The 26,175-nt window shown below is 57.4% G+C and carries 28 protein-coding genes; 16 read left to right on the top strand and 12 right to left on the bottom strand.

What is annotated here, in order from left to right:
• Positions 1–47: 47 nt before the first annotated feature.
• From mtgA to C8N31_RS02060, 4 genes are all read left to right on the top strand, one after another.
• Positions 48–776 carry a monofunctional biosynthetic peptidoglycan transglycosylase gene (gene mtgA / locus C8N31_RS02075; RefSeq protein ID WP_025047289.1) on the top strand — a complete coding sequence of 243 codons (729 nt, stop codon included), beginning with the start codon at positions 48–50 and terminating at the stop codon, positions 774–776.
• Between the two features lie 58 nt (positions 777–834).
• Positions 835–1,500 carry an FtsZ-binding protein FzlA gene (gene fzlA / locus C8N31_RS02070; protein ID WP_025047288.1) on the top strand — a complete coding sequence of 222 codons (666 nt, stop codon included), beginning with the start codon at positions 835–837 and terminating at the stop codon, positions 1,498–1,500.
• A 61-nt stretch (positions 1,501–1,561) separates the two neighbouring features.
• Entirely contained in the window at positions 1,562–2,590 is a 1,029-nt protein-coding gene (gene queG / locus C8N31_RS02065) for a tRNA epoxyqueuosine(34) reductase QueG (RefSeq protein WP_025047287.1), read from the top strand.
• Between the two features lie 67 nt (positions 2,591–2,657).
• A complete protein-coding gene (locus tag C8N31_RS02060) occupies positions 2,658–4,664 on the top strand; it encodes a hydantoinase/oxoprolinase N-terminal domain-containing protein (protein WP_025047286.1) in 2,007 nt (668 codons plus the stop codon).
• A 26-nt stretch (positions 4,665–4,690) separates the two neighbouring features.
• Here the strand turns inward: C8N31_RS02060 and msrA are convergent, their stop codons facing one another.
• From msrA to C8N31_RS02040, 4 genes are all read right to left on the bottom strand, one after another.
• Complete coding sequence (gene msrA / locus C8N31_RS02055) at positions 4,691–5,200, bottom strand: peptide-methionine (S)-S-oxide reductase MsrA (protein ID WP_025047285.1); 510 nt, start codon at positions 5,198–5,200, stop codon at positions 4,691–4,693.
• Complete coding sequence (gene msrB / locus C8N31_RS02050) at positions 5,197–5,646, bottom strand: peptide-methionine (R)-S-oxide reductase MsrB (RefSeq protein WP_025047284.1); 450 nt, start codon at positions 5,644–5,646, stop codon at positions 5,197–5,199. The genes msrA and msrB overlap by 4 nt, the downstream gene beginning before the upstream one ends.
• Before the next feature lie 154 nt (positions 5,647–5,800).
• Positions 5,801–6,808: a GlxA family transcriptional regulator gene (locus tag C8N31_RS02045; protein WP_037906145.1), complete on the bottom strand. Its 1,008-nt coding sequence runs from the start codon at positions 6,806–6,808 to the stop codon at positions 5,801–5,803.
• A gap of 70 nt (positions 6,809–6,878) precedes the next feature.
• The gene (locus C8N31_RS02040; RefSeq protein WP_025047282.1) at positions 6,879–7,748 is read right to left on the bottom strand and encodes a DMT family transporter; all 870 of its coding nucleotides are present in this window, start codon (positions 7,746–7,748) and stop codon (positions 6,879–6,881) included.
• A 141-nt stretch (positions 7,749–7,889) separates the two neighbouring features.
• Between C8N31_RS02040 and C8N31_RS02035 the strand changes: the two genes are divergently transcribed.
• Entirely contained in the window at positions 7,890–8,477 is a 588-nt protein-coding gene (locus C8N31_RS02035) for an ATP-dependent Clp protease proteolytic subunit (protein WP_025047281.1), read from the top strand.
• Positions 8,478–8,546: 69 nt separating this feature from the next.
• On the opposite strand, the gene C8N31_RS02030 is transcribed toward C8N31_RS02035, so the two are convergent.
• The 3 genes from C8N31_RS02030 to ade all read right to left on the bottom strand — a co-directional run bounded on the left by C8N31_RS02030 (position 8,547) and on the right by ade (position 12,229).
• The gene (locus C8N31_RS02030) at positions 8,547–8,837 is read right to left on the bottom strand and encodes an HU family DNA-binding protein (RefSeq protein WP_025047280.1); all 291 of its coding nucleotides are present in this window, start codon (positions 8,835–8,837) and stop codon (positions 8,547–8,549) included.
• Between the two features lie 129 nt (positions 8,838–8,966).
• The gene (locus C8N31_RS02025) at positions 8,967–10,430 is read right to left on the bottom strand and encodes an AMP nucleosidase (protein ID WP_025047279.1); all 1,464 of its coding nucleotides are present in this window, start codon (positions 10,428–10,430) and stop codon (positions 8,967–8,969) included.
• Positions 10,427–12,229, bottom strand: coding sequence for an adenine deaminase (gene ade / locus C8N31_RS02020; RefSeq protein ID WP_025047278.1), 1,803 nt, complete (start codon positions 12,227–12,229; stop codon positions 10,427–10,429). The genes C8N31_RS02025 and ade overlap by 4 nt, the downstream gene beginning before the upstream one ends.
• Positions 12,230–12,278: 49 nt before the next feature.
• Between ade and C8N31_RS02015 the strand changes: the two genes are divergently transcribed.
• From C8N31_RS02015 to C8N31_RS01970, 10 genes are all read left to right on the top strand, one after another.
• Complete coding sequence (locus C8N31_RS02015; protein WP_025047277.1) at positions 12,279–12,698, top strand: VOC family protein; 420 nt, start codon at positions 12,279–12,281, stop codon at positions 12,696–12,698.
• Between the two features lie 65 nt (positions 12,699–12,763).
• Complete coding sequence (locus tag C8N31_RS02010) at positions 12,764–13,519, top strand: class II aldolase and adducin N-terminal domain-containing protein (protein ID WP_025047276.1); 756 nt, start codon at positions 12,764–12,766, stop codon at positions 13,517–13,519.
• Positions 13,509–14,501, top strand: a complete 993-nt coding sequence (locus C8N31_RS02005) for a sterol desaturase family protein (protein ID WP_025047275.1) — start codon at positions 13,509–13,511, stop codon at positions 14,499–14,501. The genes C8N31_RS02010 and C8N31_RS02005 overlap by 11 nt, the downstream gene beginning before the upstream one ends.
• A gap of 86 nt (positions 14,502–14,587) precedes the next feature.
• Entirely contained in the window at positions 14,588–15,469 is an 882-nt protein-coding gene (locus tag C8N31_RS02000) for a sterol desaturase family protein (RefSeq protein ID WP_338063659.1), read from the top strand.
• A gap of 74 nt (positions 15,470–15,543) precedes the next feature.
• A complete protein-coding gene (locus tag C8N31_RS01995) occupies positions 15,544–16,791 on the top strand; it encodes a glycosyltransferase family 4 protein (protein ID WP_025047273.1) in 1,248 nt (415 codons plus the stop codon).
• Positions 16,792–16,840: 49 nt separating this feature from the next.
• The gene (locus tag C8N31_RS01990) at positions 16,841–17,731 is read left to right on the top strand and encodes an NAD-dependent epimerase/dehydratase family protein (RefSeq protein ID WP_025047272.1); all 891 of its coding nucleotides are present in this window, start codon (positions 16,841–16,843) and stop codon (positions 17,729–17,731) included.
• Positions 17,731–18,348, top strand: a complete 618-nt coding sequence (locus tag C8N31_RS01985; RefSeq protein WP_025047271.1) for a sugar transferase — start codon at positions 17,731–17,733, stop codon at positions 18,346–18,348. Before C8N31_RS01990 ends, C8N31_RS01985 begins: the two co-directional genes overlap by 1 nt.
• Before the next feature lie 46 nt (positions 18,349–18,394).
• On the top strand, positions 18,395–19,255 hold the full coding sequence (locus tag C8N31_RS01980) for an SDR family oxidoreductase (RefSeq protein ID WP_025047270.1): 861 nt from the start codon (positions 18,395–18,397) through the stop codon (positions 19,253–19,255).
• A 40-nt stretch (positions 19,256–19,295) separates the two neighbouring features.
• A complete protein-coding gene (locus C8N31_RS01975; RefSeq protein ID WP_249031121.1) occupies positions 19,296–19,844 on the top strand; it encodes an exopolysaccharide biosynthesis protein in 549 nt (182 codons plus the stop codon).
• 66 nt (positions 19,845–19,910) lie between these two features.
• Positions 19,911–20,702 (top strand): ion transporter, encoded by a 792-nt coding sequence (locus C8N31_RS01970; protein ID WP_025047268.1) that lies wholly within the window; start codon positions 19,911–19,913, stop codon positions 20,700–20,702.
• On the opposite strand, the gene dxs is transcribed toward C8N31_RS01970, so the two are convergent.
• From dxs to C8N31_RS01945, 5 genes are all read right to left on the bottom strand, one after another.
• Positions 20,699–22,627 carry a 1-deoxy-D-xylulose-5-phosphate synthase gene (gene dxs, locus C8N31_RS01965; RefSeq protein ID WP_025047267.1) on the bottom strand — a complete coding sequence of 643 codons (1,929 nt, stop codon included), beginning with the start codon at positions 22,625–22,627 and terminating at the stop codon, positions 20,699–20,701. The two genes, C8N31_RS01970 and dxs, sit on opposite strands and share 4 nt — an antisense overlap.
• 21 nt (positions 22,628–22,648) lie before the next feature.
• Positions 22,649–23,470 (bottom strand): polyprenyl synthetase family protein, encoded by an 822-nt coding sequence (locus C8N31_RS01960; RefSeq protein ID WP_231476717.1) that lies wholly within the window; start codon positions 23,468–23,470, stop codon positions 22,649–22,651.
• Positions 23,471–23,534: 64 nt separating this feature from the next.
• Entirely contained in the window at positions 23,535–23,777 is a 243-nt protein-coding gene (locus tag C8N31_RS01955; protein WP_025047265.1) for an exodeoxyribonuclease VII small subunit, read from the bottom strand.
• A 153-nt stretch (positions 23,778–23,930) separates the two neighbouring features.
• A complete protein-coding gene (locus C8N31_RS01950) occupies positions 23,931–24,632 on the bottom strand; it encodes a response regulator (protein WP_025047264.1) in 702 nt (233 codons plus the stop codon).
• Positions 24,629–25,141 carry a MarR family winged helix-turn-helix transcriptional regulator gene (locus tag C8N31_RS01945; RefSeq protein ID WP_025047263.1) on the bottom strand — a complete coding sequence of 171 codons (513 nt, stop codon included), beginning with the start codon at positions 25,139–25,141 and terminating at the stop codon, positions 24,629–24,631. The genes C8N31_RS01950 and C8N31_RS01945 overlap by 4 nt, the downstream gene beginning before the upstream one ends.
• Before the next feature lie 158 nt (positions 25,142–25,299).
• Between C8N31_RS01945 and C8N31_RS01940 the strand changes: the two genes are divergently transcribed.
• On the top strand, positions 25,300–26,169 hold the full coding sequence (locus tag C8N31_RS01940; RefSeq protein ID WP_025047262.1) for a branched-chain amino acid aminotransferase: 870 nt from the start codon (positions 25,300–25,302) through the stop codon (positions 26,167–26,169).
• The last annotated feature ends 6 nt before the right edge of the window (positions 26,170–26,175 follow it).

Here is a 26,175-nt window from a genome sequence, read left to right as displayed (position 1 = left end):
GGCGGGGCGGCGTTCACAAACCCCAGAGTCGTCCCTATAGATTGGGAATGGCAAAACCGACGCAGAAAAAATCGAAACCCAAAAAGAAAAAACCGCCGCAGCGCAGTTTGCGGCAGCGCCTGAGACGTATCTTTTGGCGCAGTGTATCCGGTGTGTTTCTGTTTACTGTGGCGATTGTTGTTTTGTTTGCCGTTTTCAACCCGCCTACGAATTTCTACATGATCTCTGAAGGGCGCAGGCTCGGCAGTATCAACCAGACCTGGGTGCCGATGGAGCGCATCGCCCCGGTTATGGCCCGGTCTGCTGTGGCCGCTGAGGATGCGAATTATTGCTACCATTGGGGATTCGATTTGGCGGCGATTAAACTGGCCATCGCAGACGGATCATCGCGCGGGGCCTCCACCATCAGTCAACAGACAGTCAAGAATGTCTACCTTTGGCACGGGCGGGTGTGGTTGCGCAAAGCGATGGAAACCGCCCTCACGCCGTTGGTCGAGGCATTGTGGTCCAAGCGGCGCATCCTTGAGGTCTATCTGAACATTGCCGAGTTTGATGAGGGTGTTTTTGGGGTCGAAGCAGCGGCCCAGCACTACTTCGGTGTAACCGCCGCAGATCTGTCCGCAAGTCAATCTGCTCGACTGGCGGCGGTGCTGCCTTCGCCCAAAAGCCGATCTGCCTCGAAACCGGGCGCCTATGTGAAAAAACGCGCAGCGCAGGTGCGTGACGGGGCGGCGACAATCAGCAGAGACGGGCGGGCCGCATGTTTCGAGAGTTGAAAACAGCACGTTTAACGGGCATTGAAAGAAACCAACCCCAAATTATCGGATCTTAGTAATGGCTCGTTTGTTTCATGTCCCTCTCTCCCCTTTCTGCCGCAAAGTGCGTCTGAGCCTTGCGGAGAAGAAGATCGAGGTGGAGCTGGTGGAGGAACGGTACTGGGAGCAGGATCCGGACTTCATGCGTCGCAATCCGGCAGGAAAGGTGCCTGTGCTGCGGCTGGACGGGATCATGATGTCTGAAAGTGCGCCGATCTGTGAGTATATCGAAGAGACCCGGCCAGAACCGTCGCTTTTGCCAACCGATCCGGTGCAACGGCTTGAAGTACGCAGGTTGGTCAGCTGGTTCGACGATAAATTCCATGCCGAGGTCACCTCGAAACTGCTTTATGAGCGGGTCAACAAAAAGGTGATGAAGCAAGGCTACCCCGACAGCAGCAATGTCAAAGCCGGGGCCAAAGCGATCAAGTATCATCTGGATTATATGGCATGGCTGCTCGATCATCGGCGCTGGCTTGCCGGGGATAAAATGAGCCTTGCCGATTTTGCCGCGGCGGCGCATCTGTCATCGCTCGATTATATCTCTGATGTGGATTGGAACCGCAGCGAGATTGTCAAAGATTGGTACGCCAAGATCAAATCGCGACCTGCGTTCCGTTCCATTCTGGCCGACCAGATGCCGGGTTTCCCCCCGCCCGCACATTACAACAACCTGGATTTCTGATCGACCCGCCGAGGGCTGTCTGCCCCCGGACCCCCGAGAATATTTAAGGCCAAAAAGCAATATGGATCTCAAAGCACGATTGGTGGATCAGGCCCTAACCGAGGGGTTTGTGAGCTGTCGGTTGTGCAAACCGTGGGATGTGCCCGAAGTGCCGGACAGGTTGGCGGCGTTTGTCGCTGATGGCTATCACGGGCAGATGGGCTGGATGGAAGAACGGATGCACTGGCGCGGCAACCCTGCCGCCCTTTGGCCGGAGGCGAAGACGGTGATCATGCTGGCGGAATCCTATGCGCCGGAACAAGATCCGCTGACGGTCCTGGAGCATCCTGAAAAGGCGGCGATATCGGTTTATGCGCAGGGGCGTGATTATCATGATGTGGTCAAGAAACGTCTGAAACGTTTGGCGCGGTGGTTGATAGAACAAGAGCCTTGTGAGGTGAAGGTGTTTGTCGACACTGCTCCTGTGCCGGAAAAGGCGCTGGCGCAGGCATCCGGGCTTGGATGGCAGGGCAAGCACACCAATGTGTTGAGCCGGGATTGGGGCAATTGGGGCTTTTTAGGCTCTGTTTTTACCACTCTGGATCTGCCTGCGGACAAGCCTGAGATTGATCATTGTGGATCGTGCCGCGCCTGTCAGGATATATGCCCAACGGATGCCTTTGTGGCCCCCTATCAGCTCGATCCGCGGCGTTGCATCTCGTATCTGACAATTGAACATAGCGGTCCGGTTGATCTTGAGCTTCGCGAAAAGATGGGCAATCGGATTTATGGCTGTGACGATTGTCTTGCGATCTGTCCGTGGAATAAATTTGCAGCTCCGGTGAGCGACGACAGATATCATGGGTCGCATGTTGAGGCGGCAGATTTGGCGGAGTTGGTCGCGTTAGATGATGCTGCGTTTCGTTTGCGGTTTTCCGGATCGCCTGTCAAACGAATTGGCCGTGACAGGTTTGTGCGCAATGTTCTTTATGCCATTGGGAATTCTGGTTTGCCGGCATTGCGCCCGGCAGCGGCACCATTGTGCGAAGATACAGATGCCACAGTGGCAGAGGCGGCGCGTTGGGCGATGGCGCGGCTCTCTGATGGATGACGCAATTGGACTGGACGCCGACGCGCATCAGGGTAAATCCTAACCAGAGAAAAATGGGGAGGTGCCGATGCCGGTGCTATTGGGCGTAGATACAGGCGGGACGTATACGGATGCTGTGCTGATCCGTGATGAAATCACGGTCATCGCTTCTGCCAAATCGTTGACCACCCGGCAGGATCTGGCGATTGGTGTCGGCAACGCGGTGCGGTCCGTTCTCGAAGCCGCACAGGTTGCGCCGGAGGATATCGCGCTGGCGTCTCTCTCGACCACGCTGGCCACCAATGCCTTAGTCGAAGGGCAGGGTGGTCGTGTGGCGCTGATTTACATCGGATTTAGGGGCCGTGATCTTGAGGCACATGGTTTGGCTGAGGCGCTTAAGGGTGATCCTGCGCTGGTGTTGGCTGGTGGACATAATCACGCCGGTGGTGAGGCGCAGCCGCTTGATGAACAGGCTCTAATCAGCTTTCTAGAGACACATAAAGATGATGTCAGCGGCTTTGCTGTCGCCAGCCAATTTGCCACGCGAAACCCGGCGCATGAGCTACGGGCGGCGCAGCTAGTTGCGGAAATGACTGGCAAACCCGTGTCATCATCTCATCAATTGTCGGCCAAGTTGAACGGTCCGAAACGCGCAATGACAGCGGTGTTGAACGCGCGGTTGATTGGCATGATTGATCGGCTGATTGGCCGCGCAGAGGATGTCTTGCAGCAGATCGGCGTCGCGGCGCCGCTTATGGTGGTGCGCGGGGATGGCGCTCTCATCTCGTCAGGTCAGGCCCGCGAACGCCCTATTGAAACGATTTTGAGCGGCCCTGCGGCCTCGATTGTTGGGGCGCGTTGGATGACCGGTGTCGATCACGCATTGGTCAGTGACATCGGCGGCACAACCACTGATGTGGCCCTGATCAAAGGCGGAAAGCCGCAGATCGACCCTGCAGGAGCGCGGGTTGGCCCCTATCGTACAATGGTTGAAGCGGTGGCGATGCGGACCACCGGGCTTGGCGGAGACAGCGAGGTGCATTTTCAATCCGAAGGTTTGCAAGGCGGTGTGACGCTGGGCCCCCGCCGGGTTTTGCCGATTTCTCTGATCGCGGTAGATGCCCCTGACGTCGTGCACGCCGCGTTGGATGCACAGCTGCGCAGTGTCGCGCCGGGCGAGCATGATGCGCGATTTGTACGGGCAGTTGCAGGTCAGACCAAAGAGGGGCTTGGCCCACGCGAACTGGTCCTGCTGGACCGGATTGGCGATCAGGTGCATCCGTTAGGTGATATCATCCGGTCGCGGATTGAATTGGGGGCACTTAAACGTCTGGTTGAGCGCGGCCAGATCCAAATTGCTGGTGTGACGCCATCAGATGCCAGCCATGTGCTGGGCCGGGTTATGGAGTGGGACAGCGGGGCAGCGCGCAAGGCCTTGCGGTTGTTCGGTCGGCGGCGGACCGGCGGCGGTGATGTTCTGTCCAATAGCGAAGATGACATTGCAGAAATGATCATCGACCGGTTGACGCATCAGACAGCTTTGGCCTTGTTAGAGACTGCATTTGCAGAGGAAATCCCTGAATTTGACGTGCCGCCGGATGTGTTGGCGCGGCATGTTCTGATGCAACGGGGCATGAGCGGGCATCAGGGGTTGGTGCGACTGAACACCGGACTTGCGGTTGACGTTGTGGGGCTTGGCGCCTCTGCGCCCAGTTATTACCCCGCTGTGGGGCGGCGGCTTGGTACCCGCATGATCTTGCCAGAGCATGCGGGCGTTGCCAATGCGATCGGTGCCGTTGTCGGGCGCGTCACAATGCGGCAAAGCGGTACGGTCACGTCGCCCAGCGAGGGCAAATACCGGGTGCATCTCGCCGATGGGCCAAGCGATTTTGGTGACCAAGATAGTGCATTAGCCTTGTTAGAGACTGTTTTGCGCGATGCGGCGCAGGCGCAAGCCGTGGAAGCTGGTGCGCAGGACATCCAGTTAACGGTAACCCGTGATATCCGAACCGCCGGAGTTGAAGCGCGTGAAGTGTTTGTGGAAGCAACCGTTACCGTGGAGGCGGCGGGGCGTCCGAGGGTCGCAGAAGGGTAGGCCGGGCGAGCCGCCCAACCAAGTTCTTATTCCGCAGCCGCGCGCTTTGGCAGCACCCAATCTGGCCGTGCAAAATGGCAAGTGTAACCATTGGGCTGGCGTTCCAGATAGTCCTGATGCTCTGGTTCAGCTTCCCAAAAATCACTCACAGGTTCAATTTCCGTCACGACCTTACCGGGCCAGAGACCTGAAGCTTCGACATCTGCAATAGTGTCTAATGCGGTCTCTTTTTGCTGTTCGTCTACGAAATAGATTGCGGACCGATAGCTCATACCCATGTCGTTGCCTTGCCGATTGGCTGTGGTCGGGTCGTGGATCTGAAAGAAAAACTCCAACAGCTCGCGATAAGAGGTCTTGGCGGGGTCAAAGATGATTTCGATCCCTTCGGCGTGGGTGCCGTGGTTGCGGTAGGTGGCGTTAGGCACATCGCCGCCAGTGTAGCCCACCCGTGTCGAGACCACGCCGGTGCGTTTGCGGATCAAATCCTGCATGCCCCAGAAACAGCCGCCTGCCAGCACTGCGCGTTCGTTGCTCATGTGATGTCCTCCACTTGGTTCAGATAATCGCCGTAGCCTTCGGCTTGCATGTCATCGCGGTGCACAAACCGCAAGGAGGCGGAATTGATGCAATAGCGTAGCCCGCCGCGGTCGGGTGGACCGTCGGGAAACACATGACCAAGGTGGCTGTCGCCATGGGTGCTGCGCACCTCGGTGCGGATCATGCCAAGGCTGGCATCGCGCAATTCTGCAACATGGGCTGGTTCGATGGCTTTGGTGAAACTGGGCCAGCCGCAACCGGATTCGTATTTGTCCGACGAGGCAAACAGCGGCTCACCCGATACGATATCAACGTAAATGCCGGGTTCTTTGTTGTTCAGCAGCTTGCCCGTGCCGGGGCGTTCGGTGCCGCTTTCTTGGGTGACGTGGAACTCTTCGGGCGAAAGGGCCGCGATGGCGTCCGGGTTCTTTTCGTAGCGGGGCATGGAGATCCTCCTGTCGATGCGGTTGGCACATTAGATGGGGCGACGGCAGGAAATTCAAAGGGTTTGTGGGGTCTGAGCACCGATATGTGATGGACGATGGAATAAGCGACCAGAGTGCTTATCTATCGAGAACAGGCTTTCGGCGGAGCCGGGATTAACGATGCACCGAATCTGACCACAGCACTTTGCCGTCAGAGGCCTCCATGCCCGGAGGGATACCATAGGCCGACCGGTAGCTTTTTGAAAAATGCGACAGTGATTTGAAGCCGCAGGCCACACAGACATCCGTGACCGACAAATCCGTTTGGCGTAGCAGATTGCGCGCTTTTTCCAGACGCAGGTGCAGATAATACCGCTTTGGCGAGGTGCTGAGGTATTTTGCGAACAAACGTTCCAGCTGCCTGGTGCTAAGAGTGACGACGCCGGCAATCTCTTCTGGGCGCAGCGGGTCTTCCAGATTGTTTTCCATGATTTGCAACGCCAACAGCAGCTTGGCGTTGCGCACCTCGGGCCGCGATTGCAGCGACATCCGTTGCCTTTGGCTGTGGACTCGCGGCACGGTATAGACCATCTGATCGGCGACCCATGTGGCGATGTCGTTGCCATAGTCTTTGTTCACGCGGTGCAGCATCAAATCCATCGAAGCCACATTGCCAGCCGAGGTAAAGACGCGCCCGTCTACGGAATACAGCGTGTCTTCCATGATCACGTCAGGCAGCATTTCAGCCAGCGCCGTCTTGTATTCCCAATGAGTCGTGACCCGCTTGCCGCCGATCAACCCGGCCAGCGCAAGTGTATAGGTCCCGGACGACAACGCGCCGTAGTCCATGCCTTTACGGGTTTCACGGCGGAGCCAATTGAGCAACGGCTTGGTGCTGCCGCGCCCGGCATTTTCGCCAGCACAGACAATCAATGTCTCGTTTCGATCCAGTTCTGTCAGGCCGCTGTCGACTTCTATACTGACACCATTATAGGCGCGAACGGGTTCTCCGCTCTCGGAGATCAGGCGCCATTTGTAGAATTTCTGGCCAGACGGGTGATGGTTGGCCAGTGCCAGAGTGTCCAATGCACACGAAAAGCCCAACGTCGAAAACCCCGGCAAAAGCACGAAGGCATAAGACCGCGGCGCGGTGGTCTGATCTATGAGGCGGGCGCTGTTCATGGCGCTAGCTTTTGCACGTTTTGTAGCGGCGCCGAGCGCGATCTGCGGCAAAAAACGATAGCTTTACGTCTTATTGGCGACTTTGCCTTGAGATTTGAACGGCCAGAATCCCCATGGTGATGATCAAAACGCCCAAGGCTTCGCGCCAGCCGAGCGACTCATTGAGCAACACAGCGGCGACCAGAACGCCGAAAAACGGGTTGAGAAAGTGGAAAGTGGCCGCACGTGTGGCGCCGATCCGGTTGACCAGCCAGAACCAGACCACAGTGGCGGCGAGACCAGGCACAAGGCAGGTGTATGTGAACGCAATGGCCAATGGCCAGCTTGGGTTGATGCGCGGGGTTTCAAACACCAAAGTGGCAATCGTCAGGGCAACGCAGCCCACCAACATTTGCAACCCCACAATCATCAGGAAATTGCCGCCCGAAGTTGCACCCCGCACCAAGAGTGTCGCGGCCGAAAGCGCAAGCACACCAACGACGCAAAGCGCAATGCCCACCATATCGACACCGCCGCTCAGTCGGGCACCCATGATGATGGCCACCCCGACGACACCCGCCACCAAACCTGCCACACCCAGCGGCTTGAGCCGTTCACCATAAAGAATCCACGCAGCGAAACCGACGATCAGAGGCATGGTGGAGGCGATGATGGCGGCCAGAGAGGCTTCGATGTTTTGCATCGCGACAAAATTCATGCCCAGATACATCGCGTTTTGCAACACACCAAAGATCGCGGTCGCCCGCCATTGTGCGGGGGTCAGCCGCCAGCTTTGCCCCAATGCCAGTGCGATCCCGACCCCCAAAAGGCCGGACACCAGATAGCGCAGGGAAAGGGCAAACAGGGGCGATGCATCTGCAACGATGATCCGCGCCGAGGTAAAGGCAGAGGACCACATCATCGCAAAGACGAGACCCATCAGAATTGCACGAATATCCATCTTTGCCCCTTCGGTATCCAAGCCCGACAGTTTCCCAGATTGCACCCAAGGGCAAGGGGCGGATTGACGCCTATGGGACGGATGGACAACCCCTGCGTGCAGGGTTAGCGTTTGATCATTCATCGAAATCAGGAGGCCTTTATGAAGATCAATTTGTTGGATGACACCCAACCGGAAAAGACCGACGGCGACCGCATCAGTGCCTTGTTCTTCAAAAGCCGCAATGTGGTGATCACGGGCGAGATCAACGACAAGCTGGCACAGCGTACAGTTACGCATCTGCTGGCCTTGGCCGAGGAAAGTGATGATCCGATCAACGTCTATATCTCGTCACCCGGCGGCCATGTGGAATCGGGTGATATGGTGCATGACGTGATCAAATTTATCCGCCCCAAGGTCCGCACCATCGGGTCAGGCTGGGTGGCCAGTGCCGGCGCGCTTATTTTTGTCGGGGCGGAAAAGGAAAATCGGTATTGCTTGCCCAACACCCGTTTCCTTTTGCATCAACCCTCTGGCGGCATTGGCGGTCAGGCGACGGATATGATGATCCAGGCCGACCAAATCCGCATTATGCGCGAACGGTTCGATCAGCTTTTTGCTGAGGCGACAGGGCAGGCCCCGGAAAAGATTGCCGCCGACACGGCACGTGACTTCTGGCTCAAGGCCAGTGAGGCGCAGGATTATGGTCTCGTTGGCCATATCATCAATGGGATTGATCAACTGCAGTGATCGCCGGCGTCTGCACAAACAAAAAGGGCCGCCAGAGGGCGACCCTTTGATACTAAAAGCTTGCGGGGTTTAACCGTTGACGCTGTCTTTCAGCGCTTTGGCGATGGTCATTTTCACAACCTTGTCCGCTTCTTTCTTGAACTGTTCACCGGTCGCAGGGTTGCGAACCATGCGCTCTGGGCGCTCGCGGCAGTAGATCTTGCCAACGCCGGGCAGGGTCACTGCGCCGCCACCGGACACTTCGCGTGTGATCAGGTTGCAAACCGCGTCCAGCGCTGCGCCTGCGGATTTTTTGTCTGTGCCCATTTCATCTGCCAATGCGGCGACGAGCTGAGTCTTTGTCATAGGTTTGGTTGCCATCTTTTTATCTCCTTAGACCGCCCGAATTTAGGGCCCTGTGAGCGGAATGTAACGGTATGTTGTAGGATAACACAACGAATAGTGGCGCGAAAAACCGCAAAACATGCGATTTTCTGCTGTTTTTGGCCTTTAGAGGAAGGCGGTTTCGTCAAACGAGCGCAATTTCCGACTGTGAATGCGTTCCAGTGGGGTGGAGCGCAGCAATTCCATGGCCCGAATTCCGATCATCAAATGCCGTGCAACCTGTGTTTTATAGAAATCTGACGCCATTCCGGGCAGTTTCAACTCGCCGTGCAGCGGTTTGTCCGAGACACAAAGCAGCGTTCCATAAGGCACCCGGAACCGATATCCGTTGGCGGCGATTGTCGCGCTTTCCATATCGAGGGCGATAGACCGCGATTGGCTCAGCCGTTGCACCGGGCCGGATTGATCGCGCAATTCCCAATTGCGGTTGTCGATCGTGGCCACGGTGCCGGTACGCATCACACGCTTGAGCTCATAGCCTTCAAGCTGGGTCACTTGTGCCACCGCACGTTCCAGCGCGATCTGGATTTCGGCCAATGCCGGGATTGGAGTCCAGACCGGCAGGTCGTCATCCAGCACGTGATCTTCGCGCAGGTAGGCATGAGCCAGCACAAAATCGCCCAAGGCCTGACTGTTGCGCAGGCCTGCGCAGTGCCCGACCATCAGCCATGCATGGGGCCGCAACACGGCGATATGATCCGTGGCGGTTTTTGCGTTTGATGGGCCAACCCCGATGTTGACCAGCGTGATACCGGAACCGTCCTCGCGTTTCAGATGGTAGGTTGGCATCTGCGGGGTCTTTTGGGTCTCGCCCAATGGCGTGCCACCGTCGGTGATCTCGACATTACCGGTCGAGACAAACGAGGTGTAGCCGCTGTTTGGGTCGTTCAGTTGGGCCCGCGCATAGTCTTCAAACTCGGTGACGTAGAACTGGTAGTTGGTAAACAGGACATGACACTGAAAATGTTCTGGATCGGTCGCGGTGTAATGCGCCAAACGCGCCAGAGAATAATCAACCCGCTGCGCGGTGAAGGGTGCAAGCGGCCGCACGTCGTCCTGTGGAACATAGGTGCCGTTCACGATGTCATCGTTTGTGGTGCTCAGATCCGGCACATCAAACACATCGCGCAAGGTAAATTCGGCGGCGCCGTCTTGTGGGATCTCCATGGCGCTTTCACCGGTCACGGCAAAATGCACCGGGATCGGTGTGTCGGATGGCCCGATGATCACCGGTTGCCCGTGGTTCTCAAGCAAGAGGCCAATCTGTTGGATCAGGTAATTGCGAAACAAATCAGGCCGGGTAATCGTGGCGGCAAATGTACCCGGTGAGGACACATGCCCAAAGGCCAGCCGCGTATCGACATGAGCATAGCTGGAGGTGCGAAACCGGACCTCTGGATAAAACGCACGGATGCGGACCTCCTGCGGAGTGTCCTGCATTGCGGCGTTGAATTGATCTCGCAGGAACCCCGTCGCTTCCATGTATAGCTCTGTCAGGCGGTCAACGGCGGCGGTGGCATCTGTGAACTCTTCCGAAGGGCGGGCGTTCGGGGTCAGGATTTTGGTCATGAATGAGGCTCTAACACGGGGATAAATTCAAAGGACCGGACATCGACCAACCCAAGGTCAGAGATCCGCAATTCGGGAATGACAACCAACGCTAGCAGGGAATGCTGCATATAGGCATTGTTGAGCGTGCAGCCACAATCTCGCATGGCTTGCATCATGCCTTCAGCCTTGGCGGCAACCTCGGTGGCGGGGCTGTCGGACATCAAGCCTGCGATCGGCAATTCGACCAGCGCAAGTTCCACGCCATCGCGGAAGATCGTGATCCCGCCGCCCACTTCACGCAATCGGTTTGCCGCCAGTGCCATCTGTTCCGGGTCTGTGCCCACAACAATCATATGGTGGCTGTCATGCGCCACGGTAGAGGCCATCGCCATTTGCCCCTCATAGCCGAACCCGGACACAAACGCGTTGACGACCCCGCCGGTTGCGCGGTGACGTTCGACCAATGCGATCTGGCAAACCTCTCCGGTGCTTTGGACCTGTCCATCGGTTACCGGCAGTTCAAACTTCAAGGCCCGTGTGGGTGCTTGGTTTTCTACCACTCCAATAACATTTGCGGTGACCGCGTTGGCACCTTTGGGCGCATCAATGCGGAAATCTGTGCCTGTCAGATCCTTAGCCATGTTCACGGTTTTACGTGCCGCTTCTGGCCAATCGTAGTGTGGACAATCCACGAGACATTCGCCCGCCTCGGCCACGATCTGACCGCGGGCAATAACAGTCTCTATCGGGAGAGTTTTGAGGTCTGAGGTCAGCACAATATCCGCGCGGCGTCCGGGGGTGAGCGACCCGATATCGCGTTCCAGCCCGAAATGTGTGGCGGTGTTGATCGTGGCCATTTGCAAGGCCACAACCGGATCACAGCCGCACTCGATGGCATGGCGCACAACGCGGTTCATATGCCCATCGTTGACCAATGTGCCAGAGTGGCTGTCATCGGTGCAAAGGATCATATTGCGCGGATCTAGACCCTTTTCGGTGATCGCTGTGATCTGCGTCTCGACGTCATACCAAGCGGAGCCGAGGCGGATCATGGACCGCATTCCTTGCCGCATTCGGGCAATAGCGTCGGCCTCGCATGTACCCTCGTGGTCATCCGCCGGACCGCCCGCGACATAGGCGGCAAAAGCGGGTCCAAGGTCGGGTGAGGCATAATGCCCGCCTACCGTTTTGCCAGCCCTCTGGGTGGCGGCAATTTCCGCCAGCATTTGTGGATCGCCGTTGCTGACACCGGGAAAGTTCATCATTTCGCCAAGACCAATGATACCGGGCCATTGCATGGCCTCGGCCACGTCTTCGGCGCTGATCTCAAAGCCTGTCGTCTCCATTCCGGGCGCGGATGGGGCGCAGGATGGCATCTGGGTGAAAATATTCACCGGCTGCATCAGTGCCTCGTCATGCATCATACGCACGCCTTCAAGGCCCAGAACATTGGCGATCTCATGGGGATCGGTGAACATGGATGTTGTGCCATGGGGGATCACGGCGCGGGCAAACTCTGCCGGTGTGAGCATCCCGCTTTCGATGTGCATATGTGCGTCGCACAGGCCGGGGATCATATAGCGGCCTTTGGCCTCGATGATCTGGGTGTCTGGCCCGCGGCAATGGCTGGCATCTGGCCCAACAAAGGCGATCCGTCCTGCGGCGATGGCAATATCGTGGTCAGGCAGGATTTCGCGGGTGTGAACGTTGACCCATTTGCCGCCCTTGATAATCGTATCAGCAGCGGTGCGCCCAGCGGCCACATTGACCAGTTGGGCGGCGACATCGGGCCATGAGGGAAAAATTTCTTGCGTCATGGCCCAAGGTGACACACGGTTTGAGCGGGTTCAACCGAGGAAAGAACAGATGGATTTCGACAAGGTCTCAGCCGAAGAGTTTGGTGCCAGCCTACGCGGCATCGGACTGAACCTTTTGGTGCGTGATGTTTCTGCGCAAATCTCCTTTTTAGAGACTGTTTTTGGCATGAAAGCGTTTCAGCCTACCGCGGATTTTGCGATCGTAAAATATGGCGATCAGGTCTTTCAGTTGCACAGTGACGGCACGTACCATTCCAACCCGTTGCTTAGCCTTTTACCCGAAAACCCGCCACGCGGCGGCGGGATCGAGATCCGGCTTTACGACACAGACCCCGAAACAGCCTGTGCCAAAGCCGAAGCGGCGGGCGGTACTGTTTTGCAAGGACCAACAGACAAACCGCATGGGCTGCGTGAAACTTATATTCTGTGCGAAAACGGATACGCATGGGTCGCTAGCCGACCACTTTGAATGTCGTTTTTGAAAGGTTTCCTGTCGGCCTCTTTGCCAGAGTGAAACAAATGGAGGGACAAAGAATGAGCGTCACACAGATTCGGCAGAATATGGATCACTGGCAGGAACGCGTGGATCTTGCCGCGGCGTTCCGCTGGACCGCCCGTTTGGATATGCACGAGGGGGTCGCGAACCACTTTTCTCTGGCTGTGAATGACGAGGGTACGCAGTTCCTGATGAACCCCAATCAGGTTCATTTCTCCCGTATCCGCGCCAGTGATCTGTTGATGGTCGATGCCAACGATCCAGAGACATTATCAGGCCCTAATGCACCTGATCCGACGGCTTGGGGGCTTCATGGCGGGGTGCATCGCGCCTGCGCCCATGCCCGTTGTGTGATGCATGTGCATTCGATCTACGCAACTGTCTTGGCTTGTTTGCAAGACAGCCGCTTGCCGCCGATTGATCAGAACTGTTGTACGTTTTTCAACCGCGTTGTGATTGACGAAGACTATGGCGGTCTGGCGTTTGAGGACGAAGGCGCGCGCTGTGCCCAATTGCTGACCGATCCCAAACAAAAGGTCATGGTCATGGGCTCTCATGGAGTGATGGTGATCGGGGATACGGTCGCAGATACCTTTAATAGGCTCTATTATTTTGAACGTGCGGCGGAAACTTACATCAAGGTCCTGCAAACTGGTTTGCCGTTGCGACGCATCTCTGATGAGATCGCCGAGAAGACGGCACAAGAGCTGGAAAACTACCCTGAACAAGACGCACGACATCTGGCCGAGCTGAAGGCGATATTGGACTCAGAAGGATCCGACTATGGCCATTGAACCGGAAATTGGTGCAGAAGCAGAGCGTTGGCATCATCATCCGGGGCCGGTTCGGAACAACCCACTTTTTAGCTGGCCACCGCAACCTGTGGCGGTGTTGAGATGGTATGCCGCATATTGGCTGGCGGTTTCGACAATTACGATCACCGCAGTATTTTCCGTGGCGATCTATTTCACGCTTTTGCCCGCGTTAGAGACAATGCAGAGCTTTCAGGCCGGGTGGATGGTTCGGGTCTGGCTGGCCAACCTGTTGCCGCAAGCGATTTGCGCGGGCGGGTTGCATATGTGGCTCTATCACTGGCGCAAACAGGGCAATCAGACCAAATATGATGCCCGTGATCTGGCCCGCGATAACGGCACTTATACCTTTGGCAATCAAGTTTGGGACAATATGTTCTGGACTTTGGTCAGTGGCGTTACTCTGTGGACAGTTGCCCAATGGGCTGTGTTCTGGATGATGGCGAATGGCTATGCGCCAGCGATGTTGTTTCCGGACAATCCGGTTTGGTTTGTGTTGATGTTCCCGTTTCTGGTGATTTGGTCGTCATTCCATTTTTATTGGGTGCATCGGTTGCTGCATGTCCCGGCGATCTACAAACACGCCCATGCTCTGCACCATCGCAACGTCAATGTTGGGCCGTGGTCCGGCATTTCGATGCATCCTTTGGAGCATCTGCTGTTCTACACGAATTTCGCGATCCATCTCATTGTGCCCAGTCATCCGATTCACATTCTGTTTCACGGTTATGTGCAATCGGTGCATCCGGTGTTCTCACACTCGGGCTTTGATCAACTGGTTGTGCGGGATGAGGAGAAGGCCAAGATGGGCGATTTCTTTCATCAGCTGCATCATCGTTATTTTGAGTGCAATTATGGCACCGTCGAAATGCCTTGGGACAAGTGGTTTGGTTCATTCCATGACGGCAGTGCCGATGCGACACAACGCACGAGAGCCTTCAAGAAACAGATGTACACAAAATGAGCGACACGCGGCGAGAATGGAATCATGAACCGGACCTGCCGCTTCAAGTCTCGCCGTTGTGGCAATGGCCGCCAAAACCGCTCCACGTGTTCAAATGGTATGCGGGCGCCTGGTTCTTTTTCACGATCAACGTGGCGATCCTTGGCTTGGCATTCGGCAGCTACTTTTGGCTGAGCCCGCAGTTGGATCAGACCCGAACGTTGGATCTTTCGTGGGCGTCACTGATTTTCCTGCGCAACTTCGTGTTGTTTGTGATCGTGGCTGGTGGGTTGCATCTATGGTTTCATACCTATGCAGTTCAGGGGCAGGACAAGAAATACGATCCGCGCCCGTTTCCGCGCAAAGGGCGGATGTTCAGTTTCAACTCACAGGTCCTGGACAACATGTTCTGGTCACTCGCCTCTGGGGTCACAATCTGGTCGGGGTTTGAGGTTTTGCTTTGGTGGGCGCTTTCCAATGGGTATGCGCCGCTGACCAGTTTCGCCCAAACGCCCGTTTGGTTCATTGCGTTCTTCTTTTTCGTGCCGGTGTGGGAAAGCTTTTACTTCTATTGGATACATCGTTTGCTGCACTCCAACCTGCTGTATCGGTTCCATGCGCTGCACCACCGGAACACGGATGTGGGGCCTTGGTCCGGCCTATCCATGCATCCGCTCGAACATCTGATGTTCTTTGGGACGGTTGCGATCCATTTCGTTTTGCCCACGCATCCGGTGCATGTGATTTTCCATCTGATGTACTATGCGCTTTATGCGGTTACGACCCACACCGGGTTTGAGGGGCTTTGGTTTCGCAATCTCAAGCGGGTGCATTTGGGCATGTTCCACCATCAGATCCATCACCGCTATTTTGAGGTGAATTATGGAAGCCTTGATGTGCCGTGGGACAAAGTGTTTGGCTCGTTTCACGATGGCACGCCCGAGGGCAAAACGCGGATGAAAGAACGCTTGCGCAGTCGCAAGCGATAAACGTCTGGTTGCGTTGCCAAGATGCGCGCGCTCTGGTTATCTGCGCACAACGCTCTCAATTGCAGGCCTTTGACATGAATATTCTATTTGTTCATCAGAACATGCCGGGGCAATACCGCGAACTGGTGCAATGGTTGGCTGCGCAGGGCGAACATCGGATTTACTTCCTGACCCAGCGCCGCAATGCGCCGTCCTTTGAAGGTGTAAAAACCTGCATCTACAAGCCGCACCGGACACCAGCCAAAGATGCCTATGGCCTGTCAAAGGTGTGGGAAGCCGCTGCGGGGGCAGGTTTTGGCGCGGCGACCGCGGCGCGAAAGCTGGAGCAAGAGGAAGGGTTCAAACCCGACATCGTGATCGGGCATGTTGGCTGGGGCGAGTTGACGTTTTTCAAGCAGGTCTGGCCAGATGTGCCAATCATCGGGTTCTTTGAGTATTACTACAACATGACCGGCGGCACCGTTGGCTTTGATCCGGCAGAGCCGCCGACGGATCATGCTCCATTCTTGATGCAAGCCCGCAACGCCGTGCCTCTGGCCAATATTGAAACGGTCGATTTGGGCCAATGTCCGACAGTTTGGCAAAAGGATCGGTTTCCCAAGCGCTTTCATGAGAAATTCTATGTTTGCCATGACGGAATTCGCACGGATTTGTTGCAGCCTGACCCGACGGCAGAGGTTGGGCTGGGACGGTTGGAAAAACCCCTGACAGCGCAAGATGAGGTCGTGACCTATGTCGCTCGCAATCTGGAGCGGACGCGCGGGTTTCACACCTTAATGCGGGCTTTGCCGCGCATCCAACGCGAACGGCCGAACGCGCGGATCTTGATCGTTGGCGGCAATGAGGTCTCTTACGGCGGCAAAGCCAAGACGCCGGGCGGCTTGCGTGCCGAGATGGAGGCGGAGGTTGGCAAGGATCTGGATTGGGACCGCCTGCATTTTCTGGGACAGATCCCCTACGATCATTTTTGCAAGCTGATCCAGATCAGCAGTTGCCATATCTACCTGTCGATGCCCTTTGTTCTGTCGTGGTCCTTGCTTGAGGCGATGTCGATGGGCGCGCGGATCGTTGCCTCTGATGTTCCTTCCGTGCGCGAGGCTGTAACCCATGGCGAAACCGGGATGTTGGTTGATTTCTTTGATCACGAGGCGCTGGCGGCGCAGGTGGTGGATGTGCTGGCGCGACCTGATGATTTTGCGCGTTTGGGCAGCGCGGCGCGGGCGCATGCGGTTGAACATTACGACTTTCTGGGCACTTGCCTGCCCGAACATATTGCGCAGATCAACGCATTGGTGCCCAAAGACAAGCGGATCGTGATCTGATCATCCAAACATAATGATCTGTTAACCATTTCACCGATAGCGTGGGGTGATGGATGGTTCTGGTGTGATATCCGCGATAGATCGCCTCGGCGAAAGCCCGGTTTTGGTGCTTGGCGCGGGTGGACGATTGGGCCGTATGTGCCGCCAATATTGGCCGATGGATCATGATTTGATCAGCCAAAGCCGGCAAATCGGATTGGGTGACGTCCGATTTGACCCGCTGTTGGACCAAAGCGCTCTCATCGCCGCGGCACGGGGCAAACGGGCGGTGGTCTGTTTGGCCGGGGTCGTGCCAAAGGGTACAAGAGAGCCGTCTGTTGATTTCGGGTTGAATAGCGATCTGGCCTGCGCTGCAGTACAGGCGGCAAAGGCGGCGGGATGCCCACGAGTGTTCCTGGCATCTTCCGCCGCGGTTTATGGTCGGCAGATTGGCCCATTGTCCGAGACCACACGCCCTTGCCCGATCAGCGCTTATGGCCGGTCAAAACTGCGGATGGAAGAAGAGGCCCACGCCATCGGCATTGCATTGGATCAGCCTGTCACATCGTTGCGCATCGGCAATGTTGCAGGCGCTGATGCAATCCTTGGCGGCTGGCACAGGGGGATGCGGATCGACCAGCTGCCTGATGGCACAACTCCGCGCCGCAGTTATACTGGTGGGGTGGATCTGGCAAAGTTGATTTGTCAACTTACATGGGTGCCGCATGTGCCACCGGTTTTGAACGTGGCGCTGAGCGGTGCAATTGAAGCGCGGTCGCTTTTGGATGCTGCTGGGCTGCCATGGTCCTATCGGCAGGCCACGGCTGATGTGATCCCCGACGTGACACTGAACGTGGATTTGCTTGGCCGTGTGCTGGGCCATGCAGTGCCAGAGGTGAACGCGGTTAAGCTGGTCTCGGAATGGCAAAGCGGGCCAAGGCAACAGGCCTGCGCCGTTTGATGCCCTTGTCCAAACGGCTTTTTGATTTGCTGTTGGTCGCGTTGTTGGCGTTGCTTTTGGCTGTTCCGATGGCGCTTTTGCTGCTGTGGCTTTTGGTGGCCGAAGATGGGCCGGTTTTCTTTGTCTCGGAGCGGATGAAAACGCCAGAGGTTGCGTTTCGATTGTGGAAATTGCGGACCATGACCCATGTCGGGGCGGATCAGGGTGTAACCGGCGGGGACAAGCACGGCAGGGTCACACGCAGTGGCGTCTGGCTGCGGCGGTTTCGATTGGATGAGCTGCCGCAACTGTGGAATATCCTGCGCGGCGACATGAGCTTTGTCGGGCCGCGTCCGCCGCTTCGGTGTTACGTTGAACGGTTCCCGCGAATTTATCGGCAAGTCCTACAAAGCCGTCCGGGGGTTACGGGACTGGCCAGCGTTATGTGCCACAGGGCCGAGGATCGGCGCCTACAGCAATGCCAAACCCCGGCCGAAACAGATGCGGTTTACGCGCGTGTTTTTGTGCCGCGCAAGGCCAAGCTTGATCTGATTTATCAGCGCAACCGAAGCCTTTGTCTGGATCTGAGATTGCTATTCCGCACAGTGTCTGTGCTGGCGTTGGGCCGCCGGAAATGACCATTGCCCTCTTGCTGCGCCGGGCGCAAAGGGGCAGGTATTGCGCATGGATAAAACACTTCTTTCTCTGGGCCACGGATACAGCGCACGGGCATTGGCCGACCGGCTGATCCCGCAGGGCTGGCGGATCATCGGAACAACGCGCAGCGCGGACAAACGGGATGATATTGCGGCGACGGGTGTCGAACCTTTGCTTTGGCCGGGAACGGATATTGCGCCGCTTTTGGCGCAGGTGCCACATGTGTTGGTGTCAGCAGGGCCGGGTCCGGAGGGCGATCCGGTGCTGGGCGCGTTGCGCGAGCAGATCACCGCGGCCGCACCGCATTTGCGCTGGGTAGGGTATTTATCGACAACCGGTGTTTACGGTGATCATGGCGGTGATTGGGTGGATGAAGATACGCCACTGACACCTGCAACCAAGCGTGGATTGGCCCGTGTTCGTGCCGAAACCGCATGGCAGTCGATCCCTGATCTGCCGCTGCATATTTTCCGCCTAGCCGGGATCTATGGCCCCGGTCGCGGCCCATTCGCCAAGGTCCGCAAAGGCACCGCGCGGCGGATCATCAAAGAGGGGCAGGTGTTTTCGCGTATCCATGTGGAAGACATTGCGCAGGCGCTGGAATTGTCGATCCGCTCCCCGCAGCCCGGCTCGATCTACAATCTGTGCGATGATGACCCCGCGCCGCCCCAAGACGTGATCGGATTTGCCGCGACCCTTTTGGATGTGCCATTGCCACCCGCGATGGACTTTGAAACCGCAGAAATGACCCCGATGGCCCGCAGCTTTTACGCAGAAAGCAAGAAAGTCAGGAACAATCGGATCAAAGAGGCGTTGGGCTGGCAACCGCAATACCCCGATTATCGAAGTGGTCTGACCGACCTTTTGAAGCGGGAAACCTCAAGTTGATCTTATGCCCGCACCTGAGACAGACCATAGACTGACAGAAATGCTCGATGGTTTGGAACAGGCAGGGCAGGGCCGCAAGGTGTCCTTCCGCGATCTGCTGCGCCCATTTGGGGATCGGGCAATCACCCCGTTCATCCTGCTCATTGCGCTGCTGATGGTGTCGCCTCTGTCTGGCATTCCCGGCACGCCCACCCTTGCCGCGATGATTATTGTGACGATGGCGGTTCAGGCCCTGTCAGGGCGCAAACGGATCTGGTTGCCGGAGTTCTTGTTGCGCCAGCGCCTGCGATCCGAACGGCTGCATCAGGCTGTACGCTGGATGCGCAAGCCTTGCGCATTTCTCGATCGTCATTCGCAAGCGCGGCTGCAATTTCTGACAAAAGGCGTGATGCGGTGGATCACCCTTGCCGTCTGTGCCGCGATCCCCCTGGCCTGGCCGCTGTTGGAAATTCTGCCAATGGTCACCTCCGTCGGGGCGGCCACCGTGGCGTTGCTGGTCTTTGGTCTTTTGACCCACGACGGTGTTTACGTGCTTTTGGGATATTGTGCTGTTGCACTCAGTGTTTTTGCCGGTCTTGCGCTGCTCTGACCTGCGCGGGCTTGTTCAGGCACCCGGCCATCGCCATATAGGGGCAAACGCGGCATGGGCAGGAATATGACGGTACAACAACGACTTCAGGCAGTTCTGGAAACACCGAGATTTGGCACTGCGATTATGTCGGTGATCATTTTCAATGCCGTGCTGCTTGGCCTTGAGACCTCCAAGACCGCTATGGATGTGGCGGGCGGTTTGATCTTGATGCTGGACCGGCTGTGCCTTGCGATCTTTGTGCTGGAACTGGCGGCCAAGCTGGTGGCCTACAGGCTGCGGTTTTTCCGTGATGGATGGAATATCTTTGATTTTGTGATTGTTGGCGTGTCCTTGGTGCCTGCCGCGCAGGGGTTCTCGGCGTTGCGGGCGCTACGCATCCTGCGGGTGCTGCGCCTTGTGTCTGCCGCGCCGCGTCTGCGACGGGTTGTCGAAGGTTTCATCACTGCGCTGCCCGGCATGGCGTCCGTGTTTTTCCTGATGGCGCTGATTTTTTACATCGGGTCGGTGATCGCGACCAAACTCTTCGCGTCCAGTTTTCCTGACTGGTTTGGCACGCTGGGCCTGTCGGCCTATTCCCTGTTTCAGATCATGACGCTGGAAAGCTGGTCCATGGGCATCGTGCGTCCGGTGATGGAAGTTTACCCGCTGGCATGGATGTTCTTTATCCCCTTCATCATCGTCACCACCTTTGCCGTGGTGAACCTTTTGGTGGGTCTGATTGTGAATTCCATGCAAGACGCCCACCACGAAGAGGCAGACGCCGAAACCGGGGCCTACCGCGATGACGTCACCGCGCGTTTGCTGGTGATTGAGGGGCAGTTGGCGCGGCTGCTGGAACAGCAGAAAAAGCCTTAGGCCCGCTGCGCCCCAAGGCTGGCAATGCCCAGAACATCCAAAACCTTTGCCTCGATATGTTCGGCGTTCATTTCGGCCACGGCATACATGTCTGCCGGGCTGGCTTGATCAATGAACGTGTCCGGCAAGACCATGGAGCGATATTTCAGCCCCTCGTCAAACACGCCTTCTTCCGCAAGCAACTGCGCAACATGGCTGCCAAAGCCGCCGACCGCGCCCTCTTCGATGGTGATCAGGGCCTCGTGATCCGCGGCCAGTGACAGGATCAATTCGCGGTCCAGAGGTTTGGCAAACCGGGCATCGGCAACCGTAGGGGTGATGCCCTTGGCCTCTAATGCTTCGGCGGCTTTTTCGACCTCCTCCAGACGTGTTCCGAACGACAATAGCGCCACCTTGGACCCTTGGGTGATCATCCGGCCCTTGCCGATTTCAATCGGCGTGCCACGCTCTGGCATGTCTACGCCGCGCCCTTCGCCGCGGGGAAAACGAAAGGCGATAGGACCGTTGTCATGGGCCGCTGCTGTGGCGACCATGTGTTTTAGTTCGGCCTCATCGGCGGCGGCCATCACCACAAATCCCGGCAGGTTGGCCAGATAAGCAATATCGAATGCGCCCGCGTGGGTCGCGCCATCCGCGCCCACCAATCCGGCGCGATCAATGGCAAAACGAACCGGCAAACGCTGGATCGCCACGTCATGCACAACCTGATCATATCCGCGCTGAAGGAAAGTCGAATACATCGTGCAAAAGGGTTTCATCCCGCCTGCGGCAAGCGCGGCACAGAAGGTCACGCCATGTTGTTCGGCAATCGCCACATCAAAACACCGCGAGGGATAGCGTTCTGCAAAAAGGTTCAATCCGGTGCCATCGGGCATCGCGGCGGTCACGGCGCAGATCTTGTCGTCCTCCGCCGCTTCTTGCAGCAAGCTTTGCGCAAAAACCGAGGTGTAGCTTGGCGCATTTGAGGGGGCTTTTTTCTGCTCGCCCGTCACCACATTGAATTTGGCCACCCCGTGGCCTTTGTCGCGGGCCTGTTCGGCGGGGGCGTATCCTTTGCCCTTTTTGGTCAGCACATGGATCAGGATCGGCCCGGTGGCGCGGTCCTTGACCGTGCGCAATACAGGCAGCAGCTGGTTCATGTCGTGGCCGTCAATTGGCCCGACGTATGAGAACCCAAGCTGTTCGAACAAGGTACCGCCAACGGCCATGCCTTTGAGAATATCCTTTGCCCGTTTCGCGCCCTCGCGGAACGGCTCGGGCAAAAGGCTTACTGCGCCTTTGGCTGCGGCTTTGAAGTCCTGAAAGGGCTCTTCGGCATAAAGACGGCTCAGATAGCTGGACATTGCGCCAACGGGCGGCGCAATCGACATCTCGTTGTCATTGAGGATAACGATCATCCGCTTGCCCAGATGTCCGGCGTTGTTCATCGCCTCATAGGCCATCCCGGCAGAGATCGACCCATCGCCAATCACTGCAATCGCATCGCCCAGCCCTTCGGGAATGTTTCCGCCCAGATCCCGCGCCACGGCAAAGCCAAGCGCCGCACTGATCGAGGTCGAGCTATGGGCGGCGCCGAAAGGATCATAGGGGCTTTCGCTGCGCTTGGTGAATCCGCTAAGCCCGTCCTTCTGCCGCAGGGTGCGAATACGGTCGCGCCGCTCGGTCAGGATTTTATGAGGGTAACACTGGTGCCCGACGTCCCAGATGATCTTGTCACGCGGTGTGTCAAAGACCGCATGCAAGGCGACGGTCAATTCGACAACGCCCAAGCCTGCCCCCAAATGCCCACCGGTTACGGAAACGGCAGAAATGGTTTCCTGCCGCAGCTCTCTGGCCAGTGTATTCAGTTCAGAGTCGCTGAATTGTTTGAGGTCAGCTGGCCGCTTGGCGCGGTCCAGCAGTGGGGTGACAGGTCGGTCGGTCATTTGAACCCCCCTCCGGGTGATCTATTTCTCGCGGGCAATAACGAAGCGAGCGGCCTCTCGCAAGGTTTCGGCGTCCTCTCCATAGGAAGATAGGGCATCACAGGCAGATTGCACCAGGTCAGAGGCGCGGCTTTTGGCCCCATCCAGCCCCAGCAGCGATACAAAAGTGGCTTTGCCCGCGCCCGCATCCTTGCCCGTGGCTTTGCCAACCACGGCTGCGTCGCCTTCGATATCCAGAATGTCATCGGCGATCTGAAAGGCGAGGCCAAGCGCATCTGCATAGGATTTGAACGCGGTGCCATCCGTGCCGGTCATACGCGGCCCGGCCATTGCGGACCATGTGATCAAGGCACCGGTTTTCCCGGCCTGAAGCGCGGTGATCTCGTCCAATGTTAAAGGCAGTGCAGCGGTCTCTGCCGCGATGTCCATCGCCTGTCCGCCAACCATCCCGCCAACGCCCGCAGCGCGGGCCAGGCTGACAGTCAGATCCATCTGCTGTGCGGGGTCGCAATCCACCTCACCAAGCAATTCAAACGACAGCGAATGCAAGGCATCGCCTGCCAAAACGGCCGTTGCCTCATCCCATTTCCGGTGCACTGTCGGTTGGCCGCGGCGCAGGTCGTCGTCATCCATGCAGGGCAGATCATCATGGATCAACGAATAGGCATGCAGCGCTTCGATTGCGCCCGCCGCCGGTCCGGCCTGCGCCGCGCTGCATCCACAGATCCGGGCGCTTTCCAACACCAAAAACGCACGCAATCCCTTGCCGCCACGGGTGGCATAGCGCATCGCCTGCGCGATATCGCTGCTTTCATTTGCGAGGGCTACGTCAATCCAATGCACCGCGACATCCTGCGCCGCGCCAAGGGCCTGCGGAAACGGCAACCGTGCGTTTGATCCGTCTATCTCAGAGACCTTCAACAGGTTTCGCCCCCACGGGATTGCCCTCGCCGTCCAAGGTAATCGCCGCCACCTTTTCTTCGGCTTCTTTCAGCTTGGCCTCGCACCGCGCCTTTAACGCCGCACCCCGTTCATAAAGCGCAATAGATTCGTCCAGCGCCACATCGCCCCGCTCCAGCTGGCCCAGAACCTTTTCCAGCTCCGCCATCGCAGTTTCAAAGTTCATCTCATCTACGGATGTCTCGGACATGTCAGTGCCTTTCTGTCAAATTCCCGGCCACATTAACGGCGAAGCGAAAGGCCTGCCAGATGCGCGGGTCATCTTTCTTTTTGGCCTTAAATATTTCGGGGGGTCAGGGGGGCTGGCCCCCCTTTGCCGCGCTGGCCAAACCCGCGCCTTTTATCAATCCGGCGCCAGCATATACCCCGCGCCGCGCACCGTTTGCAGGTAGCGCGGCTGTTTGGGATTGTCCTCAATCTTGCGGCGCAGGCGGGTGATCTGAACGTCCACGGCACGTTCCTGCGCCTGCCCCCGATCGCGGCCCAATTCCTCAACAAGTTTGGCACGGCTCAGAGGCACACCGGGCTGAGCGGCAAAGATCTTCATCAATTGCACCTCGGTGGCGGTCAGCCGGACCAGATCATCGCCCTGCCACATTTCACCGCGTTCCAGATCATACCGGATCGGCCCCAGCGACAGCACCTTGGGCGCGGCATCTTGCGCACTGGTATCAGGCATACGCCGCAAAATGGCGTTGATACGTAGCAGCAGTTCCTTGGGTTCAAACGGCTTGGCCAGATAATCATCCGCCCCCGCCTCAAGCCCTTCGATCCGGTTGCCAGTCTCGCCTTTGGCGGTCAGCAGCATGATCGGTGTCTGCATCGTTTCGCGCAGCGATTGGGTGAGCGACAGACCATCCTCGCCAGGCATCATCACATCCAGAACGATCAGATCAAAATCCAGCCCCGCCAGAATGCGCCGCGCATGGGCGGCATCGCGGGCGGCGGTGACCAAAAACCCGTTCCGCATCAGAAATTTCTGAAGCAGCGTGCGAATACGCTCATCGTCATCAACGATCAGCAGATGGGCGTCCATATCCATCATGATCCGCTTTCCTTGAGCCGCGTATAGCTCGCGCCCATTTCAGGATCCATCATCGCCTCCAATACCGTGCGAAATCCAGCCACCGCATCGGGACCGGCATCGCGGAATGCTGTGCGCATCCGGGCGCGTTGTGCATCAGACAAGGTCTGTTCCAGCGCGCGGCCCGCATCCGTCAAAAAGAGGTGCCGCTCGCGTTTGTCGTTGCGGCCCACCCTGCTTTCGACAAGACCATCTGCAATCAGGGTGCGCAACACACGGTTGAGTGACTGTTTCGTGACGCCAAGAATATTCAGCAGGTTGTTCACCGTGGTTCCCGGCGCCCGGTTGATAAAGTGGATGGCGCGGTGATGCGCCCGGCCATAGGCCATATCCACCAAGATACGGTCCGGGTCTGCGGTAAAGCCGCGATAGGCAAAAAACATGGCCTCTATGGCCTGCCTGAGCTGTTCGTCGGTCAGGAAAAGCAGGCTCTCGCCACTGCTGCCTGCGGGGCCGCGTCCGTCTGCCATAGTGTCCTCATATGTTGGTGTGCCAACATTACGTCAGCCTTGTTGACACTCCAAGGACGAAAGGCTAGAGAATCGCAGCTTTTGCGTAATTAAATGTCCGAAACGGTCATTTCTTGCGCAACAATCGAAAAATGACCCGCTAAGTTGGAGGAATGCAGATGGCTGGAGCATATGATGATCGGGATGGTTTCATCTGGTTGGATGGTGAAATGGTCAACTGGCGTGACGCAAATGTGCATATCCTGACCCATGCGATGCATTATGCGTCTTCGGTGTTCGAAGGCGAACGGGCCTATAACGGCAAGATCTTCAAGAGCCGCGAACACTCCGAGCGGTTGCGTCGCTCGGCCGAGATGATTGATTTCCAGATCCCATGGACCGTGGACGAGATCGAAGCGGCCAAGGTCGAAGTTCTGGCCAAGTCCGGCCTGTCCGATGCCTATGTACGGGCCATCGCATGGCGCGGTGCGGGCGAAGATATGGGTGTGGCATCGGCCCGCAACCCTGTTCGCCTTGCCATCGCGGCCTGGGAATGGGGCGCCTATTACGGCGATGCCAAAATGAAGGGCGCAAAGCTGGACATCTCCAAGTGGAAACGCCCGAGTCCCGAGACCATCCCAAGCCATGCCAAAGCGGCAGGCCTTTATATGATCTGCACCATGTCCAAACATGCGGCCGAGGCGAAGGGCTGTTCGGACGCAATGATGTTCGACTACCGCGGCTATGTGGCCGAGGCGACCGGGGCGAACATCTTTTTCGTGAAAGATGGCGAAGTACACACCCCTGACCCGGATTGCTTTCTCAACGGGATCACCCGCCAGACGGTTGTCGGGATGCTCAAGGAAAAAGGCATCACCGTTCATGAACGCCACATCATGCCGGAAGAGCTTGAAGGGTTTGAGCAATGCTGGCTGACCGGCACAGCGGCGGAAGTGACCCCTGTGGGCCAGATCGGCGATTTCAACTTTGAGGTCGGCGCCCTGACCCGCGACATCGCGGAAAGCTATGAAAAGCTGGTGCGGGTTTAACCCCGC

Origin of the sequence: Sulfitobacter mediterraneus (genome assembly GCF_003054325.1) — a bacterium.
Classification (GTDB): Bacteria; Pseudomonadota; Alphaproteobacteria; order Rhodobacterales; family Rhodobacteraceae; genus Sulfitobacter; species Sulfitobacter mediterraneus.
Note: the sequence above shows the minus strand (reverse complement) of the source record. Positions and strands in the feature narration are given on the sequence as shown.

Coding starts and splice junctions, on each gene's coding strand:
- mtgA (WP_025047289.1), top strand. CDS start 48: ATGGCAAAACCGACGCAGAAAAAATCGAAACCCAAAAAGAAAAAACCG.
- fzlA (WP_025047288.1), top strand. CDS start 835: ATGGCTCGTTTGTTTCATGTCCCTCTCTCCCCTTTCTGCCGCAAAGTG.
- queG (WP_025047287.1), top strand. CDS start 1,562: ATGGATCTCAAAGCACGATTGGTGGATCAGGCCCTAACCGAGGGGTTT.
- C8N31_RS02060 (WP_025047286.1), top strand. CDS start 2,658: ATGCCGGTGCTATTGGGCGTAGATACAGGCGGGACGTATACGGATGCT.
- msrA (WP_025047285.1), bottom strand. CDS start 5,200: ATGAGCAACGAACGCGCAGTGCTGGCAGGCGGCTGTTTCTGGGGCATG.
- msrB (WP_025047284.1), bottom strand. CDS start 5,646: ATGCCCCGCTACGAAAAGAACCCGGACGCCATCGCGGCCCTTTCGCCC.
- C8N31_RS02045 (WP_037906145.1), bottom strand. CDS start 6,808: ATGAACAGCGCCCGCCTCATAGATCAGACCACCGCGCCGCGGTCTTAT.
- C8N31_RS02040 (WP_025047282.1), bottom strand. CDS start 7,748: ATGGATATTCGTGCAATTCTGATGGGTCTCGTCTTTGCGATGATGTGG.
- C8N31_RS02035 (WP_025047281.1), top strand. CDS start 7,890: ATGAAGATCAATTTGTTGGATGACACCCAACCGGAAAAGACCGACGGC.
- C8N31_RS02030 (WP_025047280.1), bottom strand. CDS start 8,837: ATGGCAACCAAACCTATGACAAAGACTCAGCTCGTCGCCGCATTGGCA.
- C8N31_RS02025 (WP_025047279.1), bottom strand. CDS start 10,430: ATGACCAAAATCCTGACCCCGAACGCCCGCCCTTCGGAAGAGTTCACA.
- ade (WP_025047278.1), bottom strand. CDS start 12,229: ATGACGCAAGAAATTTTTCCCTCATGGCCCGATGTCGCCGCCCAACTG.
- C8N31_RS02015 (WP_025047277.1), top strand. CDS start 12,279: ATGGATTTCGACAAGGTCTCAGCCGAAGAGTTTGGTGCCAGCCTACGC.
- C8N31_RS02010 (WP_025047276.1), top strand. CDS start 12,764: ATGAGCGTCACACAGATTCGGCAGAATATGGATCACTGGCAGGAACGC.
- C8N31_RS02005 (WP_025047275.1), top strand. CDS start 13,509: ATGGCCATTGAACCGGAAATTGGTGCAGAAGCAGAGCGTTGGCATCAT.
- C8N31_RS01995 (WP_025047273.1), top strand. CDS start 15,544: ATGAATATTCTATTTGTTCATCAGAACATGCCGGGGCAATACCGCGAA.
- C8N31_RS01990 (WP_025047272.1), top strand. CDS start 16,841: ATGGATGGTTCTGGTGTGATATCCGCGATAGATCGCCTCGGCGAAAGC.
- C8N31_RS01985 (WP_025047271.1), top strand. CDS start 17,731: ATGCCCTTGTCCAAACGGCTTTTTGATTTGCTGTTGGTCGCGTTGTTG.
- C8N31_RS01980 (WP_025047270.1), top strand. CDS start 18,395: ATGGATAAAACACTTCTTTCTCTGGGCCACGGATACAGCGCACGGGCA.
- C8N31_RS01975 (WP_249031121.1), top strand. CDS start 19,296: ATGCTCGATGGTTTGGAACAGGCAGGGCAGGGCCGCAAGGTGTCCTTC.
- C8N31_RS01970 (WP_025047268.1), top strand. CDS start 19,911: ATGACGGTACAACAACGACTTCAGGCAGTTCTGGAAACACCGAGATTT.
- dxs (WP_025047267.1), bottom strand. CDS start 22,627: ATGACCGACCGACCTGTCACCCCACTGCTGGACCGCGCCAAGCGGCCA.
- C8N31_RS01955 (WP_025047265.1), bottom strand. CDS start 23,777: ATGTCCGAGACATCCGTAGATGAGATGAACTTTGAAACTGCGATGGCG.
- C8N31_RS01950 (WP_025047264.1), bottom strand. CDS start 24,632: ATGATGGATATGGACGCCCATCTGCTGATCGTTGATGACGATGAGCGT.
- C8N31_RS01945 (WP_025047263.1), bottom strand. CDS start 25,141: ATGGCAGACGGACGCGGCCCCGCAGGCAGCAGTGGCGAGAGCCTGCTT.
- C8N31_RS01940 (WP_025047262.1), top strand. CDS start 25,300: ATGGCTGGAGCATATGATGATCGGGATGGTTTCATCTGGTTGGATGGT.